The 14775-nt window shown below is 70.2% G+C and carries 18 protein-coding genes; all 18 read right to left on the bottom strand.

All coding sequences use genetic code 11. The features are described 5' to 3' along the window. Window positions 1-83 precede the first annotated feature (83 nt). Entirely contained in the window at window positions 84-782 is a 699-nt protein-coding gene (locus BLV24_RS03945) for a DUF2793 domain-containing protein (RefSeq protein ID WP_092679803.1), read from the bottom strand. Continuing rightward, entirely contained in the window at window positions 775-4710 is a 3936-nt protein-coding gene (locus tag BLV24_RS03940) for a baseplate multidomain protein megatron (protein WP_092679802.1), read from the bottom strand. The genes BLV24_RS03945 and BLV24_RS03940 overlap by 8 nt, the downstream gene beginning before the upstream one ends. A gap of 3 nt (window positions 4711-4713) precedes the next feature. After that, window positions 4714-5154, bottom strand: coding sequence for an NlpC/P60 family protein (locus tag BLV24_RS03935; RefSeq protein WP_092679801.1), 441 nt, complete (start codon window positions 5152-5154; stop codon window positions 4714-4716). Then, the gene (locus BLV24_RS03930) at window positions 5147-6040 is read right to left on the bottom strand and encodes a phage/gene transfer agent baseplate hub protein (RefSeq protein ID WP_092679800.1); all 894 of its coding nucleotides are present in this window, start codon (window positions 6038-6040) and stop codon (window positions 5147-5149) included. The genes BLV24_RS03935 and BLV24_RS03930 overlap by 8 nt, the downstream gene beginning before the upstream one ends. After that, the gene (locus tag BLV24_RS03925; RefSeq protein ID WP_092679799.1) at window positions 6040-6672 is read right to left on the bottom strand and encodes a DUF2460 domain-containing protein; all 633 of its coding nucleotides are present in this window, start codon (window positions 6670-6672) and stop codon (window positions 6040-6042) included. The genes BLV24_RS03930 and BLV24_RS03925 overlap by 1 nt, the downstream gene beginning before the upstream one ends. A gap of 9 nt (window positions 6673-6681) precedes the next feature. Then, window positions 6682-7353 carry an RcGTA-type gene transfer agent tail tape measure protein gene (locus BLV24_RS03920; protein WP_092679798.1) on the bottom strand — a complete coding sequence of 224 codons (672 nt, stop codon included), beginning with the start codon at window positions 7351-7353 and terminating at the stop codon, window positions 6682-6684. Next, window positions 7350-7577, bottom strand: a complete 228-nt coding sequence (locus BLV24_RS03915) for a rcc01693 family protein (protein ID WP_092679797.1) — start codon at window positions 7575-7577, stop codon at window positions 7350-7352. The genes BLV24_RS03920 and BLV24_RS03915 overlap by 4 nt, the downstream gene beginning before the upstream one ends. Before the next feature lie 3 nt (window positions 7578-7580). Beyond that, complete coding sequence (locus BLV24_RS03910; protein WP_092679796.1) at window positions 7581-7898, bottom strand: gene transfer agent family protein; 318 nt, start codon at window positions 7896-7898, stop codon at window positions 7581-7583. 1 nt (window position 7899) lies between these two features. Beyond that, window positions 7900-8307 carry a phage major tail protein, TP901-1 family gene (locus tag BLV24_RS03905; protein WP_092679795.1) on the bottom strand — a complete coding sequence of 136 codons (408 nt, stop codon included), beginning with the start codon at window positions 8305-8307 and terminating at the stop codon, window positions 7900-7902. A 21-nt stretch (window positions 8308-8328) separates the two neighbouring features. After that, window positions 8329-8745, bottom strand: coding sequence for a DUF3168 domain-containing protein (locus tag BLV24_RS03900; protein WP_092679794.1), 417 nt, complete (start codon window positions 8743-8745; stop codon window positions 8329-8331). Next, complete coding sequence (locus tag BLV24_RS03895) at window positions 8742-9077, bottom strand: phage head closure protein (protein WP_092680261.1); 336 nt, start codon at window positions 9075-9077, stop codon at window positions 8742-8744. The genes BLV24_RS03900 and BLV24_RS03895 overlap by 4 nt, the downstream gene beginning before the upstream one ends. A 14-nt stretch (window positions 9078-9091) precedes the next feature. Further along, complete coding sequence (locus BLV24_RS03890) at window positions 9092-9673, bottom strand: head-tail connector protein (RefSeq protein ID WP_092679793.1); 582 nt, start codon at window positions 9671-9673, stop codon at window positions 9092-9094. Between the two features lie 12 nt (window positions 9674-9685). Further along, the gene (locus tag BLV24_RS03885; RefSeq protein WP_092679792.1) at window positions 9686-9976 is read right to left on the bottom strand and encodes a phage fiber-tail adaptor protein; all 291 of its coding nucleotides are present in this window, start codon (window positions 9974-9976) and stop codon (window positions 9686-9688) included. A 209-nt stretch (window positions 9977-10185) separates the two neighbouring features. Next, window positions 10186-11358 (bottom strand): phage major capsid protein, encoded by a 1173-nt coding sequence (locus BLV24_RS03880; RefSeq protein ID WP_245710377.1) that lies wholly within the window; start codon window positions 11356-11358, stop codon window positions 10186-10188. Window positions 11359-11404: 46 nt separating this feature from the next. Beyond that, window positions 11405-12010 carry an HK97 family phage prohead protease gene (locus BLV24_RS03875; protein WP_092679790.1) on the bottom strand — a complete coding sequence of 202 codons (606 nt, stop codon included), beginning with the start codon at window positions 12008-12010 and terminating at the stop codon, window positions 11405-11407. A gap of 10 nt (window positions 12011-12020) precedes the next feature. Further along, a complete protein-coding gene (locus BLV24_RS03870) occupies window positions 12021-12275 on the bottom strand; it encodes a GTA head formation protein, RCAP_rcc01685 family (protein WP_092679789.1) in 255 nt (84 codons plus the stop codon). Next, a complete protein-coding gene (locus BLV24_RS03865) occupies window positions 12275-13444 on the bottom strand; it encodes a phage portal protein (protein WP_092679788.1) in 1170 nt (389 codons plus the stop codon). The genes BLV24_RS03870 and BLV24_RS03865 overlap by 1 nt, the downstream gene beginning before the upstream one ends. Window positions 13445-13504: 60 nt before the next feature. After that, complete coding sequence (locus BLV24_RS03860) at window positions 13505-14740, bottom strand: DNA-packaging protein (RefSeq protein WP_483860475.1); 1236 nt, start codon at window positions 14738-14740, stop codon at window positions 13505-13507. Window positions 14741-14775: the final 35 nt, after the last annotated feature.

Here is a 14775-nt window from a genome sequence, read left to right as displayed (position 1 = left end):
TTGCCCGAGTTTGGTTTTCAAGCCAAGCGCCCATCATGAATTGTGACGCATGCGATCTTGTGATCGCCGCATTCCGGTCACGATCAGGCGGGCGGGGCGGTCAACTCCACCCGGTAGACATGCAATGTGACCCGCCCCCCCGTGAAGCTCCCCCCCTCGGGCGAAAGTTTCAGCGGAGCGTTGTTGGCGTGGGCCATCGGCGCGGTCAGCCCCGAACGCACCTGCGCGCCGACGCCGGTGGACAGGCCGGAGCCATAGCGGGCCTCCGCCTCGTTGATGCCCAGCGACCAGCCCGACACGCCGGTGATCTCTTCCTTCACGCGTGCGGTGACGCCCAGCACGACCGAACGTTGCGGGATCTGCCCGGAGGTCGTCTGCGCGCCGCCGGCGCTGATCACATGTTCGATCTCCACGATCTGGATGGCCCCCGCCATCGCCGCCGGCAGTGTCAGCGTCGTCCACTGCCCGGAGGCGAAGACCGACTCGGCGCCCTCGTCCTCGACGAAGGCGCGCCAACCGGTCAGCGGCTGCACGAAGTCCCATCCCCCATTGAGATAGATCGCGATCTTCTGCGATTGCCCGGCCCACGCGCCGGTGGCGCCCGGGGCGACCGCATAACGGTCGCCCTCGGAAGGCCCCCCCGGGGGCGTGGCAAGCGTGCGGCTCTTGAGCGAGAGCTGCACCAGCCAATCCAGCTTGGACAGCGCCTCGTTGACCGTGACGTGTTTCTGAGCCTGCCCCGCGGCCAGCAACGGGAGCTCCAGGTTGGCGGTGTCAGCCATCGATCGTCACCTTCCCATCATGTCCCGGCCCGACGGCCGCGGAGATCTGCGCGATTTCGAATGTCGCCGTGACGCCGACGCCGTCTCCGGCCTGCTGCGCCGCGGTATAGACAAAAGTCGGAGACTTGGTCTCCGCGCTCCGCACCACCGAGCCGCCGGGCGCGCGCACCCGCACCCGGTAGCGTTCGGCCTCCTCGAACAGCGGCGTCTCGCCCGCCGGCCAGGTGTCGGCGTCGCGCCGCCCTCGCCGGATCCAGGTCACCGTGACATCGCCGTTGCCCGCCCGCTCGGCCTTCAGCATGGTGGGGGCATGCGGCTTCAGCGGCGCGCCCGCCCAGGTCCACACCGCATGGGCGAAGCTCGAGTCCCCGATATCCGCCGATTGCGGCCCGATCCGGTAATGACGCGACACGTCGACCGCCGCCTCTCCGAGGTTCAGCCCCACCAATCGGTTGTCGAGCATGACCAGCATCGAGCCGGCAGGCGTCGGATCGCCAATCAACGTCTCGGTCCCGCCGAGCCCGCGCAGAAAACCGGACAGCCTGTAGGTGTTGGTCGCGACCAGCTCCGCGGTCCGGAACTGGATCAGCTCCCACCCGCCCAGGGGCGAGGACAGCGCCGCCAGGTTCGCGCCGTTGAACACCGCCAGATCGTCGGCGGAACTCAAGGCGCCGGACAGCATCCGCACCTGCACCTCGAGCCCCCGCGTCCACCGCCAGGGCTCGCGTTTCGCCATCGACCCGACCAGCTGCCCGACCGCGGAGGGCCGGTTGGCCGCCCCCACCGCCGAATAGCTCTCGTCCCGATCCGAGCCGTAGACCGCCACTGTTCCGGGCCAAGGCGTGGACCAGGTCGCCACATAGCCCCGCGTCTCCGATCCGTCGAAGATCGCCCAGGGCAGGTCCAGCAACCTGTATCCCGGCGCGCCGGCGCTGGTGCGGGCGTCGAGCGCGGATTCCGGCTCCGACGGAAACGCCCGCGCGCCGAGCTGGTAGTTCGCCGGCTCGATCCTCGTGGCGTCGATGCGGCGGAACTGACCTTCCGCGATCCGGTCGATGCGGAATTCAGGCTGACCCTCGGCGCCGAAACGCACCACGTCTCCCGGCTCCAGCGACAGGCGGGCGTTGGGCAAAGCGAAGCTCAGCGTTTCCCGCGCAACCGCGCTTTCCCGCGCCCAGCGCTCGGCGATGGCCACCGCCCTGCCCCGCGACATCGCGATGGGCAGATCCGAGCCCTGCACGCCCTGCGCGGCCCCGTCGGGGTTGATGACCTCCGCAGCCCCGGTCTGGTAGCCGGCGTCGGTGCGAAGGAAGCCCACGCGCACTTCGCGAAGCGCCGCGCCTTCGGGCGCCCGAACGCGCTCGACATCCCGGCCCTCTCCCGCGCCTTCCGCAACGACCTCCGCCTCGTCCAGCGCGACGGTCTCCTGCTGTCCTCGCATGACGAACCGCAGCCGGCCCTGGCTCTCATAGGCGTCGAAGCCCTCGGCGATCATCAATGCCTGAAGCGCCTCGCGCGGGGTCTGGACCTTGTCCTGGATGAACCCGTCGACCAGCGCATGCAGGCCGGAGACGTCGACGTCCACAAGCCCCGCCTCGTCGCAGATCTCCGCGACGATCCGGTCAAGCGAGCCGGCGGTGACACGCCCGTTCAGCCAGTGCCCGTATTCGTGGTTCTCGCCGTCGGACCACAGGTCCAACCGACGCGGAAACTCCGGCCAGGGCCGCGCGTCCCAGGTCCACACATAGCTGTTGGACAGGTCCAGCATGGTCCCCGGGTAGCGAGTCGAATCCGGGTTGTTGGCCGCCTTTCCCCAGTGTTTTTGCGCCGCCTGCAACATCCGACGCTGGATAAGGTCGTCGCGCAGCCCCGAGGAGAAATGCGGGTAGCCATGCTCCGACGACTTCGGATCCACGAAGACGTTCGGCTGGTTGGTGCCCTTGTCGACCGACGAACACCCGATTTCGGTCAGCCAGACGGGCTTCGAGCGAGGCCGCCACGCAGTCCGGTCCTCCTCCCGCGCGCCATCGACACGCTGGTAGTGCGACCGGCTCCACCAGTTCTTCAGGTCCTTGTTCCGCCAGATCCAGTCCTCGCCATGCAGCCCATCGACGATGGGCGTGCGCACCTGCGCCAGGCGATCGGCGTCGGACGCGTAGTACCAATCATAGCCTTCGCCGGCCGAGAACCGGGATGCGAGGTAGTCCAGGTCATAGATCGTCGGCGTTTCCTCCGCATCCAGATGCTCCCGCCCGTCCCTCCAGTCGGTCAAGGGCGCGTACCAGTCGATGCCGATGAAATCGATCTGCTTGTGAGCCCAGAGCGGGTCGAGGTGGAACAGCCGATCTCCCGTCCCGTCCGCCGGCTGGTGCCCGAAATACTCGGACCAGTCCGCGGCGTAGCCGAGTTTCGTCGATCCACCCAGAACGCCGCGCACGTCCTTGGCGAGGCGGATGAACTCATCCACCGTCGGATACTCGGTGCGCGCCGAGCGGATCTGGGTCAGGGCCCGCATCTCCGAGCCGATGCAGAACGCATCCACGCCGCCCGCAAGCGCGCAGAGGTGGGCATAGTGCAGGATGAACCGGCGCATCCGCCAATCGGAGCCGCCGTTGTAGACCACGGTGTCCCCGCTGGGCGCGAACTCGTCCGCTTCCGCCGTCCCGAAGAAGTCGGCGACCTCGTCGATCGCGGCCGCCGTGACGTCCGGAGAGCCAGGCTGCCCCGGCGCCGCCGAGGTCGTGATCCGGCCTCTCCAGGGAAACTTCGCCTGTTCCGCGCCCCAGCCCCAGGGATCGGGCTTTCCGTTGCCGACCGGAATATCCATGAGGATGAAGGGATAGAAGTTCACCCGGATGCCGCGCGCCTTCAGCTCGCGAATATAGCGGATCACCGAGCCGTCCGACGGCGTGCCCCCGAAGATCGGCCGATCATCTCCGTCCCGGCTGACCAGATAGGCCGCATCGCGCGTCTGCCCGGCCACTTCCCAGACATGGGGCGCGGTCACCGTCTCGGCGTATTCGGCGCCCGGCCGCAGACGACACTCGCCGCAGCGCAGGTCGTCGCCGAACCAGCTCACGACCAGCGACACGGCCTCCAGGTTCGGCAGTTCCTCGACCAGCTGATCCAGCGCCGCCACCGCATCGGTGCGATCCGACCAGGCGTTGAGGTTGGCGTAGCGCTCCTGCCCCTCGCCCTCGATCACGCGGATCGGGTCCGTCTCCAGCACGAACTCGCCCGAACCCGGCGACATCGCCACCGCCTTGACGATCTTGTGGATGCGCAGCTCGCCTTCTTCGCCCACCTCCACATTCCTGGGCGAGCGTGGGCGCCGGAACACCTCGACCGAGATCTGCGGGATCCGGTTGCCATAGTCGCCGACCGCCAGATCCTCGAAGACCATGTAGGCCACGCCTCGGAAACCGGGCGCTTCGCCCTCCGCCGCCTCGATGGCCGAATCCGGGCCCTGGGTTTCAGTCCCCCGATGCAGACGCCACTGGATCGCGTCGGTGTTGACCTGCTTGCCGTCGAACCACATGCGCCCGATGCGCGTGATCGGCCCCTCGCACAGCGCCACCGCGAAACTGATCGTGTAGCTGTAGTCCCGGGCGGTCGGCCCGCCCTTGCCGCCGCCGCTCTCACTCACGTGCTCGCGGAACCGGGTGGACCAGATCAGCTGACCGGCGACGCGCATACGCCCGTAGACCCGCGGAATCGGCGCGCCCTCGTTCGCGGCCTGCACCTTGAGCCCCGACGCCCGCCCGCGCGACACCGCGTCGGAGCCGCCGCCCAGGATCTTCTGGTCGATGACCGCGCCGAGCACGGCGCCGCCGGCCTGACCGATCGCGGCCGCGCCGATGCCGAGGATCGACCCGCCGGCCGCGGTCCCCAGAGCCGTGCCGGCTGCGGCTAGTACGAGCGTCGCCATGATCTACTCCGGAAAGCTGAAGGCCGCGACGATGCGGCGCCGCCAGGATGGCCCGAGGGACGATGAGACGACCCCGCGCCCGGAATAGGCGTGGATCATCCGCGCCTCCCCCGGCCCGGTCTCGATGAGTATGCCCAGATGTTTGGCGGGCCCCCGTTCGCGCATACGAAACAGCAGCGCGTCGCCCGGCCGCGCCGCGTCAGGCGCGACCGGGCCCATGTGCCGCAACGCGGCCGCCATGAGCCGCTCTTCACGGCTGGGCTCGGCCCAGTCGGGGCTGTAGGGCGGCGGCGCTTCGGGCTCCGGCCCGATCACCTCGCGCCAGACGCCACGCACCAGGCCCAGGCAATCCGCGCCCGCGCCGCGCACGCTCGCCTGGTGGCGATAGGGCGTGCCCAGCCAGCCATGCGCCGCGGCCACGATCGCCGGCCGACGCTCAGCCATCGAACAGCGAGCCCCCGTTGTGATCCTCGTCCGAGCGCGGATAGGCCGTCAGCCAATCCTCGCCGGGGATCATCGGGAAGCCGCGGAAGTTGGCGAAATTGGCGAACTTCGCCCTGCAGGTGGTCGCGGTCTTGTCGCAACCGGCATAGACGCGGAACCCGTCGCCCAGCTCGATCGCCGCCTCGGGCGTGTTCCACAGATCGATCACCCGCTGCCCGCTCTGCGCATAGAAGGAGCGCACCGTCGCCGTGGCCCCTGCATTGGCGCCCGAGGTCCATTCCAGCCGGCCGGCTGAAAAGAACCCGGCCTCCTCCCCCGCAGCGTTGCCGCCGACCACGAAACGCCGCGCATCCTGCACCGCCTCTACGGTCCCGGTCTTGTTCATCGCCCCGCTCAGGTCCACGCCGCAGCGCTCATCGCCCAGATCGGCATCGCACAGCCGCTGGTAGATCCGCCCCGAGGGACGGTTCAGAAGCTCCGCCTGGCCCAGCACCTCCATCTCAAACGCGCCGACCCCGCGGCGGATCTCCCCCGCCCGGCCGACGCTCAGCTTCGCCCGCCGCTCCACGTCACGATAATCCACCACCCATTGCGTGATCACCGCGCCGTCATAGAGCCCGCGCGCGATGTCGGTTTCCGTGATCGCCTCCGAGCGCAACGCGCCCGACGCCTCCACGTTGTCCACGCCCAGCCCCAGCGTCTGCTCCATCTCGGTGCGCGCGAACCCGGTCTCGGGTTCGAACGCCACTTCGTCGAAGCTCAGCGGCAGATCATGGTCGGTGAAGCCAAGCACCACCCCATCCTTGCGCGCCACGGTCCAGCAACGGCAGAGCGTCCTGACCTCGGAGGCGAGCTCCGTGGCCAGATCCAGATCGAATTCCCGCATCAGACCCTCACCTCCACCACGGGGATCGAGGGGATGTCGCCGGCCTCCAGCGCCGACAACGTCGCCACGATCCGGTCGGTGTCGAAGCGCACCGGCACGTCGAACTCATAGCCGGCGGTGATCGTCGCGCCCGCGCCGGGAGCCGCGGTGAAGGTCACAAGGCCCGAGGCATGGTTGACGATGAAGTCGGCCGCATAGACCTTCTCCTCGCCGTCCACCGCCACCCGAACCGAGTTCGCGACCGGCTTGGACACCACCCGCGTCCAGGCGTTCACCACCGCCGGATAGACCTTCACCAGCTGAAACGCGGTCTCGCTCCCGTCTCCGGTTCCGATGGGCTGATCGGTCGGCGCGATGTCTTCGCCCGGCAGGCAGGACTTGTGATCCATCGGGTCCTTCCAGCGGAAGGCGTGCAACTGCCCCCGACGCGCCTCGAAAAAGGCGACGACCTCCGCAAGGTCGTCCAGCGAGCTCAGCCCCACGCCCGCGTCATAGCGCCGGCGCGACTCCGCCCAGTTGGTGTTGCGCTGCTCGAACCCGTTGGCGAGCGAGACGATCTCGGTCCGCCGCTGCGGTCCGCCCGAGGACCCGACCGAAAGACGGTCCGGAAAGCGCACGTCATGAAATGCCATGATCCGTCCTCACCCGTTGCGCTGGCCCATACGGACCGCCCTTGCGAGCTGCGCCGCCACCTGGCTCTGCGATTTCTGGAAGCCGGCGACATCCGGCGTGTTGATATTGACCGTGATGTTGACCGCCTTGCCGCCCCCGCCCGCCGCCACGCCCAGACGCCCGTCCGCGCCGCGCTGCAAGGGCAGGATCGCCTCCGGCCCGGCCTCGCCCATCAGGCCCGTCCCGCCCCGCATCGGGAACAGGGTCGGCCCCTCGACCACCCCGCCCCCTGCGAAGGCCCGCGGCCGACCGCCCGAGAACGATCCGCCCCTGGCGAAAGCCGAAAACCCGGAGAACAGCCCCGAGATCCCCGTCCCGATCGCGCCTGTCAGCCCCTGCGTCACCGCTCCGTGCACCGGCGCCAGCGCCGCATCGAAGGTGCGTCCAGCAAGGTCCGTGCCCAGCCGCTGCAGCACGTCCGAGGCGCCCCCGCCCCCTGTCACCAGCCGGTCGAAGGCGCCGCGCAGCGAGCCCGAGATCGCACCCGCCAGCCCCTTGGCCTCGCGGGTGGTGTCGCGCATCTCCGTGCGCATGCGGCGCAGCTCGTCAGAGACGCCGGCGGCCGTCTTCTCGGTCCCGTCCCCGGCGCTGGAAACCTCGCGCAGGGCCGTGCCGATATCGGTGTCGGAATAGATGCTCATGCCTCGCTCTCCGGTTTTGGGGCGTCGGGATAACGGGCGGCCAGCGCCGCCAGGTCGCGCCGCCCCATCGGCCGCGCGGCCCGGGCCTCGCGCTCCGGCCCGACCGCGGCGCGCAGCTCGCGCGGGGTCATCGCCCAGAACACGTCGGGCGGAAGACGGAGTTCGCCCAGGCCCAGCCGCATCAAGGCCGGCCAGTCGATCAGCGTTTTCGGCTCATCCGCCATCGCTCAGCGCTCCAGCGGCGCGAAACTGGCGATCAGCAACTGCGCCGCGGCCCGGGTCGCCCCCGCCGCTCCGCCCGCAACCTGCATCCCGGCGAACTCCGCGTCGGAGACCTCGAAACCTCCCCCCCGCAGCCCCGCCGCCAGCAGCGCGATCAGGTCGTCGGCCCGGTAGGCATCGGTCTCGAACCGCTCCACCAGTTCCGCCAGCCCGCCCACGCCCAGCCGGGTCTCCAGCTCCGCCATCCCGCCCAGCGTCAGGCGCAGCACGCGCGGAACACCGTCGACCACCAGATCCACCTCGCCCCGCGCCGCATTCGCCATGTCAGACCGCCGCGAAGCTCAGCGCGCCGGCCGAGGCCAGAGAGACCTCGTAGACCGCCTCGCCGTCGTGCTGGCCGGAATACTCCAGAGCGGTGACCTGGAAGGCCCCTTCCACCGTGCCGAATTCCGGAACGATCACCTGAAAGATCGGGACCGAGCCATCGAAGAACGCCTGGCGCATGGTCGCGTCGGTGGAGGCGTCGAGAAACACGCCCGACCCCGAGATCGAGGCGCTGCGCAGCCCTGCGCCCGCCAGAAGCTCCCGCCAACGTCCGGTGGAGCCGACATGCGTCACATCCACGGTCTCGGCATTGAACGCGATCCGCGTCGCCCGCAGTCCCGCCACCGTGGCGAAGCCGGATCCCGTATCGACCTTCAACAGAAGGTCCTTACCCATCTGAGCAGCCATTTCACTCGCCTTTCCAGTGGATTAATGTTCGATCCTGAACCGGAACCGCAGGTCGATCCTGCGCCCGCCATCCTTTTCGCGCCGTGCCCTGGCGCCAACGAAGTCGACGCTCGCCACGCGTCCCGACGACAGCGGCGGCAGGGCGCCCGTGATCAACGCATCGATCAGCCCGGCCGCCTCTTTGGCCGCCGCGAAGCCCGCGTCCTCGGCGAGAACGGAAATCTCGACCTCGTGCGCCGACCCTCTCAGCCCCTGCGCCGACCAGTCCGAGACCCGCTCCTCGCCGATCAGCACGTAGATCCCGGCCTCGTGGCCCGTCCCGTCCTCGTGCGGGGGCGTGTCCCAGATGCGGTCGCCGGTCAGCGCGGCGAGCTCCAACGACCCGCTCAGCGTCACGAAGATCGCGGCCTGCAACGCGGCCGATGCCTCGTAGCTCATGCCGTCGTCTCCTCGTCCGCCCAGCAGGTCAGGAACCGGCCGCGCGCGTCGGCCTCGGTAACCGCCCGTATCCGAAAGGTTCGGCCATTCTCGCGAAACCGCTGGTCGGCGCGCGGCCGGGTCGACGCGCCCACCGGCGCGGCGCGAACCAGGATACGGTGCGAAACGCGGCTGCCCTGCCGCCCGCCGCGCTCCAGTTCCCGCCCGGCGCGCGGCGTGATCGCGCCCCAGAGCACGCCCAGCTCCAACCAGCCGAGCCCCCCGCCGCCTGCGCCGTCCGGAACGCGCTCGGGACTTTCAAGCACCAGCCGGCGATTCAGGACGGGCGCCATCGGGATCGCGGCGCTCACAGCCGCAGCTCCCGATGACGGGCGACCAGGTCGCGCACCCCGAAGGGCAGCTCATCCAGGCCCTCCGCCGCGGCATGGCGCTGCTCGTAATACTGGGCGCCCAGCAGCATCACCGCCTGGCGCAGTTCCTCGGGAATGTCCTCGGGGGCGTCGCCATGGCCCGCGACGACCTCGACCTCGGCAACGCCGTCCGCGGGGATCCCGGGCAGCAAGCGCCCGCCCCGACCGGCGAGCACCGGCCGGAACCCGTCGGGGATCAGCACCCAGCGATCCGAGTCGACGGACTGCCAGACGCCCTCGGCGTCGATCACCGTCACCGCGTTGACCTGCGCCACCGGAGCGAGCGGGATCGCCACCCGCGCCGGGTCGCGCCAGCGGCTCACGGTCCACTTGAACCGCCGCCGGATCAGGCGCTTGCCCACCAGCCCCTCGATCCCCGCCCCCGCCGCGCGGGCGCAGCGCTCGATCAACGCGGCCTCATCCGGCGCGCCCGCGAAACCCGTCGCCACCCGCAGATGCGCGGCGAAGGCGTCCAGGTCCACCGGCGCCACCGCGGCCGGTTCAAGTTCCGTGATCATCGGAAATCCTCCTCAGGCGGCCAGAACGCGCAGCATCAGGCCCTGGCTCAGCACCCGATCCGCGCTGGTGCGCACCCGGTTCGACACGTGGTAGACATGGCCGGCGCGCCCGCCGCGCAGCACCGCGGTGGACGCCTCGCCCGCGCAGTTGGCGCAGACCAGCACCAGCGCCTCGGCATCCATCTCCTGCGGCACGATCATCCAGCCGAGGTCCTCACGGACCGTCTCGCCGGGCGCGAGCCCTTGCCAGGCCAGCGCCACCGGCCGGGTTTCGTCGCTACGCTTGGTCAGGTAGTCGCCCATCGCCACGCCCTCCCGAATATCCCGGCGGCGCCCCGTTCCCAGGGCGCCGCAGGGGAATTTTCGACAAGAAGCGGGCGCCTCCGCACGGGCCCGGTCACGACATGGGGAAGCAGGATGCGAGCATCCCGCGCGGAAGCGCCCCGGCCGACCCTCCCGGGTCGAGCCCCGCGGCGCGGCTCAGGCCGCGCCGCGGATCACCAGGGCCTCGATCAGGAGGCCGAGAACTGCAGCAGCTTGATCGCCGAGAAGTCCGTCACGTCGCCGCCCACGCGCTTGGTGGCGTAGAACAGGACATGGGGCTTCGCGGAGAACGGGTCGCGCAGGACGCGCAGGTCCGGACGCTCGGCGATGGTGTAGCCCGCGCCGAAATCGCCGAAGGCGATCGCCTTGGCCCCGGCGGCGATGTCGGGCATGTCCTCGCAGATCAGCACCGGGTAGCCCATCAGCCGGGCCGGCTCGCCGGCGGCCAGCCCGTCCGACCACAGGAACCGCCCGTCTGCGTCCTTCATCTTGCGCACCGCGCCGGCGGTCTTCGAGTTCATCACGAAGGTCGCCTTGGCGCGGTAGCGGGCGCCCAGCGCGTAGACCAGGTCCACGATGGCATCCGCCGGATCGGTGGACGAAAAATCGCCCGACACGCCCGTCGGCACGTAGTTCAGCGTGCCCCAGGTCTCGCCCGAATTCACATGCGCCACCGGGTAGTCGAGGAAGCCGGTGGGCTGATCGGACCCGTCACCGTTGATGAAAGCGTCGCTTTCGGCGCGGGCGAACTTGTCCGCGATCCGGTCGGCCAGCCAGCCCTCGATGTCGAAGGCCGCGTCGTCCAGCAGCCGCTGCGAGGCCTTGGGCAGCGCCGACAGCTCATGCAGCGAGATCGACACGCGCTCGATCTGCGGGGTCGAGGTCTCGGACACCGACCCCGTCTCGGACGACCAGCCATGGCCGAAATCCGCATGGTCGACCAGCACGTCGAAGGCGTTGGCTTCCACCTGCACCACATTGGCGATGGCGCGGACCGAACCGGCCCCGGTCAGCACCGACTGGATGCGGTCCGAGGTCTGCGGGTCCACCAGATAGCCGCCCTCGGCGTTGACCGAGGTCGACAGGCCCTTGCGCTCCACCGTCACGCCGCGCAGCGCGTCGTCGTCGCCGGACCGCAGATAGGCCGACAGGGCCTTGCGATGCGGCAGGTCGAGATCGGCCGAGCGGCTCAGCGCCGGGCGGCCCGCCATGCCGGCCGACTTGCGGTCGATGGCTTCCAGGCGATCGTCCTGCGCCTTCATGCGGGACTTCATCTCGTCCTGGAAGACGCCGAACTCGCGCAGGAAGCCGGCCACCGCCGACTTGGTTTCGAGGCCCTGGCCCTGATTGGCATTGGTCATGTGAGACTTTCCTTCGTCCATCCGAAAGCTGTGAAGGTTCGACAAGTCAGCCGCCGAAGCGGCTCCGCGCCTCGGCGATCGCGTCGGCCAGGGCCGTCGCCAGCGCCGCGTCGTCGGCGTCCTCGCCGCCGGCGTCGATGGCGTCGTCATCCGACTTGGCCGCCGACGCGCGCGCCTCGGGGAGCATGGGAAAGGTCACCAGCGACACCTCCCAAAGCTCCACCGCCTGCAGAAGACGTCCGCCGCCCGGCGCACGCCCCGCCTTGAGAGCGCGGTAGCCGATGGAAAGCCCATCGACCGCCCCCGCCCTGAGCAGCGACAACGCTTCCGCGCCCCGCCGCACTTCGGTCAGCAGCCGCCCGCGCACGAGCAGCCCCCGATCATCCTCGCGCACCTGGTCCCACACGCCGATCGGCTGCGCGGGATCGTGCTGCCACAGAAGCTTGACCGACCGCCGCGCGGACCGGGTCGCCGCCAGGCTGGCCGCGAAGGCCCCCGGCTCGACCACGTCGCCCGACTGGTCCGAGACCCCGAAAAGCGAGGCGTAGCCCTCGATCCGCCCGTCATCGGCCACCGTCGCCACCTGGTCGAAGGCGACGAACTTCGTCTCCAGCCCGTAAGCGCTCGGGCCGGACGTCTGAAATTCCGTCATGTGCTGATCCTCAGGGGTTTAGTCGGCCATCGAGCAGGATCGCCGCGAACTGGCTCACCAGCGCCGTGGCGACGGCGAAGACCGCCAGCCAGAGCCGCTTCTCCAGGCGCTCGACCGAATGGTCGATCCGGTCGAGCGACCGCTCCAGCGCCGCCCATCGCTCATCGAGCACGCGTTCCAGCGCCTCGATCCGGGCATGCGCGCTGTCGAAGGGCTCGTAGAGGAACTTCGAACCGCCCGACTGGGTGCGCAGGCTGTTGCGCATCACCGGACCGCCGGGCCGAAACCGAGCATCGCCCGCTTCTCGTCCTCGGTCAGGAAGTCGGCGCCGGCCACCCGCCGCCACAGCGCCTCGCGCTCCGCGGCCAGGGCCGGCGCCGCGTCGAGATCGGGGGAGAGGTCCACCACCTCCCCCACCTGCGCGGACAGCCACCCCGCCATGCCGGTCAGCACCTTCTGCGCCAGCGGCACCACCGTCTGGCGGTAGAAGGCGCGGTTGGCCTCCTGGTAATTGGCATAGGTGGCGTCGCCCGGCAGACCCAGCAGCATCGGCGGCACGCCGAAGGCGATGGCGATGTCGCGGGCCGCGGCGGTCTTGGTCTCCAGGAACTCCATGTCCGACGGGCTGAACCCCATCGGCTTCCAGTCGAGCCCGCCCTCCAGCAGCATCGGCCGCCCGGCGTTGCGCGCCCCCTGGTGGTTTTCCTCCAGCTCGTCGACCAGCCGCTGATACTGCTCCTCGCTCATCGTGCCGCCCTCGGCGCCGCGATAGACGATGGCGCCGGAGGGGCGGGCGGCATTGTCCAGCAACGCCTTCGACCAACCGCCGGCCGCATTGTGGATATCCACCGACGACCCCGCAGCCTCCAGCGGCGACATCCCGTAATGGTCATCGAGCGGATGGAAGCTCTTGATATGCAGGATCGGCTGCGCCTCTGCCGTCATGTCGAAGCGCACTTTCCTGCCGCCCACCTGATACTCGTAGGCCTCCGGCCAGCCATCCGCGCCCGGAACGACCTTCATGCGATCGGGGCGCAGCGCATAAAGCTCCGCCGGCGTGCCCGAGGCCATGACCCCGGCCGCCTCCACATAGGCGTCGCCCGACAGCAGCAGATGCCCGTAAACCGTCTCCAGGAACGCGCCCCGCGTCTGGCCCGGATTGGGCCGGCCCAGCAGCTTGAGCAGCGGATGCGTCGCCATGCGCCGCCCGTCCTCGCTCAGGATCACCGGCAAGGAGGCCGCGGCCTCCGCCACCATCCGAACGCAGCGGAAGCCGATGACGTTGCGCCCGAACCCGTTGCGCGTCAGCGAGACGGTATCCCGCGGCGACCAGGCCGCCCGGCCCGGTCCCGAATAGGCGATGGCCGCGCCGACGGCCGAGGTCTTGCGGCTCTCCGGCGCCGTCGCAGCCGCACGCAGCCAATTGAAAGCCATCGGCTTTCTCCCTTGCTTCATCGGTTTCAGCAAAAGCCGCCGCGCGGCATGGTCGGCGGACTAGAGCCGCCGCACCCGAGGCGAGGATCCCGCGCCCAGGCTCAGTTCCGTCACCGCCCAGACCAGCGCATCCATGCGGTCGGGGCTGCCCTGCCCGGTCTCGCCGGTCCAGGCGCACATCTGGTCCTCCAGCAGCGGAAAGCTTCCCGCATGCCGGACGCGACCCTGTTCGTAGAGCGCGGCCACGGGCTCGGCCCGCGTGACCTTGCCCCGCGTCGCCCGCACCGCCTTGTAGGGGGTGCGCGGATCGACCTGGCGGATCAGCGTCTCGACCAGCTCGCCGCCCTGGTTGACTTCGGCGACGATGCGGTCGGCCTGGAACTCCTCCAGCGCCTTCACCGCCCGCGCCGCCCAGGCCGACGGCGCCGCTCCCTGCAGGGTCAGGTCGGCCAGCACGTAGACCACCCCGTCTCCGCCCAGCCCCGCCACCACGATCCCGCAGGCGTCGGCGTCGGGCCCGGAGGTCGCCGGCGGGTCCACCGCCACCACGATCCGCGACATCTCCGGCGCAACCGCCACCCGGCCGCCGTCGATCAGCGCCCGGTTCCACAGCGCGCCCTCGACATCGTCGAGCAGTTCGCCCTCCAGCTCCTGCCGCCCCAACGCACTGCCCGCATAGCGGCGGTTCACCGCGTCGAGGAACTCGCTGGCCAGGTTGGCCGCGTTGGCCGAAGTCGGCGCCGAGGTCATCACCGTATCCGGCGCCGCCAGGATCTCCTTCAGCAGCGGATTTCTCCGCGGCGTCGTCGTCACCAGCTGCCGGGGCCGGTCGCCCAGCCGCAGCGCGAACTGCAGCATGTCCCAGGCCGCCCGCCCCTTGGGCCACTTGGCCAGCTCGTCGCTCCAGGCGCCGTCGAACTGAGGCCCCCGCAGCCCCTCCGGATCATGGGCCGAGAACAACCGCGCCTCGGCGCCGTTCTCCCAGACCAGACGTTTGCGGGTGACCTCGTAGACCGGGCGCCGGTCGGGGGGCGAGCACGCCCGCAACCCCGACGGCCCCTCGACCATGACCTCGCGAGCCTGGTCGATCGTCTCGCCCACCAGGGCGATCCGGCGGCACGCCCCCTTCCCCAGAGGCGTGCCGCCCTCGACCCGGGCGCGGACCCATTCGGTCCCCGCCCGCGTCTTTCCCGCACCGCGGCCGCCAAGCACCACCCATGTCCGCCAGTCTCCCGGCGGCGCAACCTGGTGTCCCGGCATCCCCCAGACTTCGAAAAGCCAGGGCAAGGCCGCCACGGCGTTGTCGCCGAGGCCCTCGACGAAGGCCTTCC

This window comes from Albimonas donghaensis, assembly GCF_900106695.1.
GTDB lineage: Bacteria > Pseudomonadota > Alphaproteobacteria > Rhodobacterales > Rhodobacteraceae > Albimonas > Albimonas donghaensis.
The sequence above is the reverse complement of the archived record's forward strand: the minus strand, read 5'-3'. Positions and strand labels throughout refer to the sequence as shown.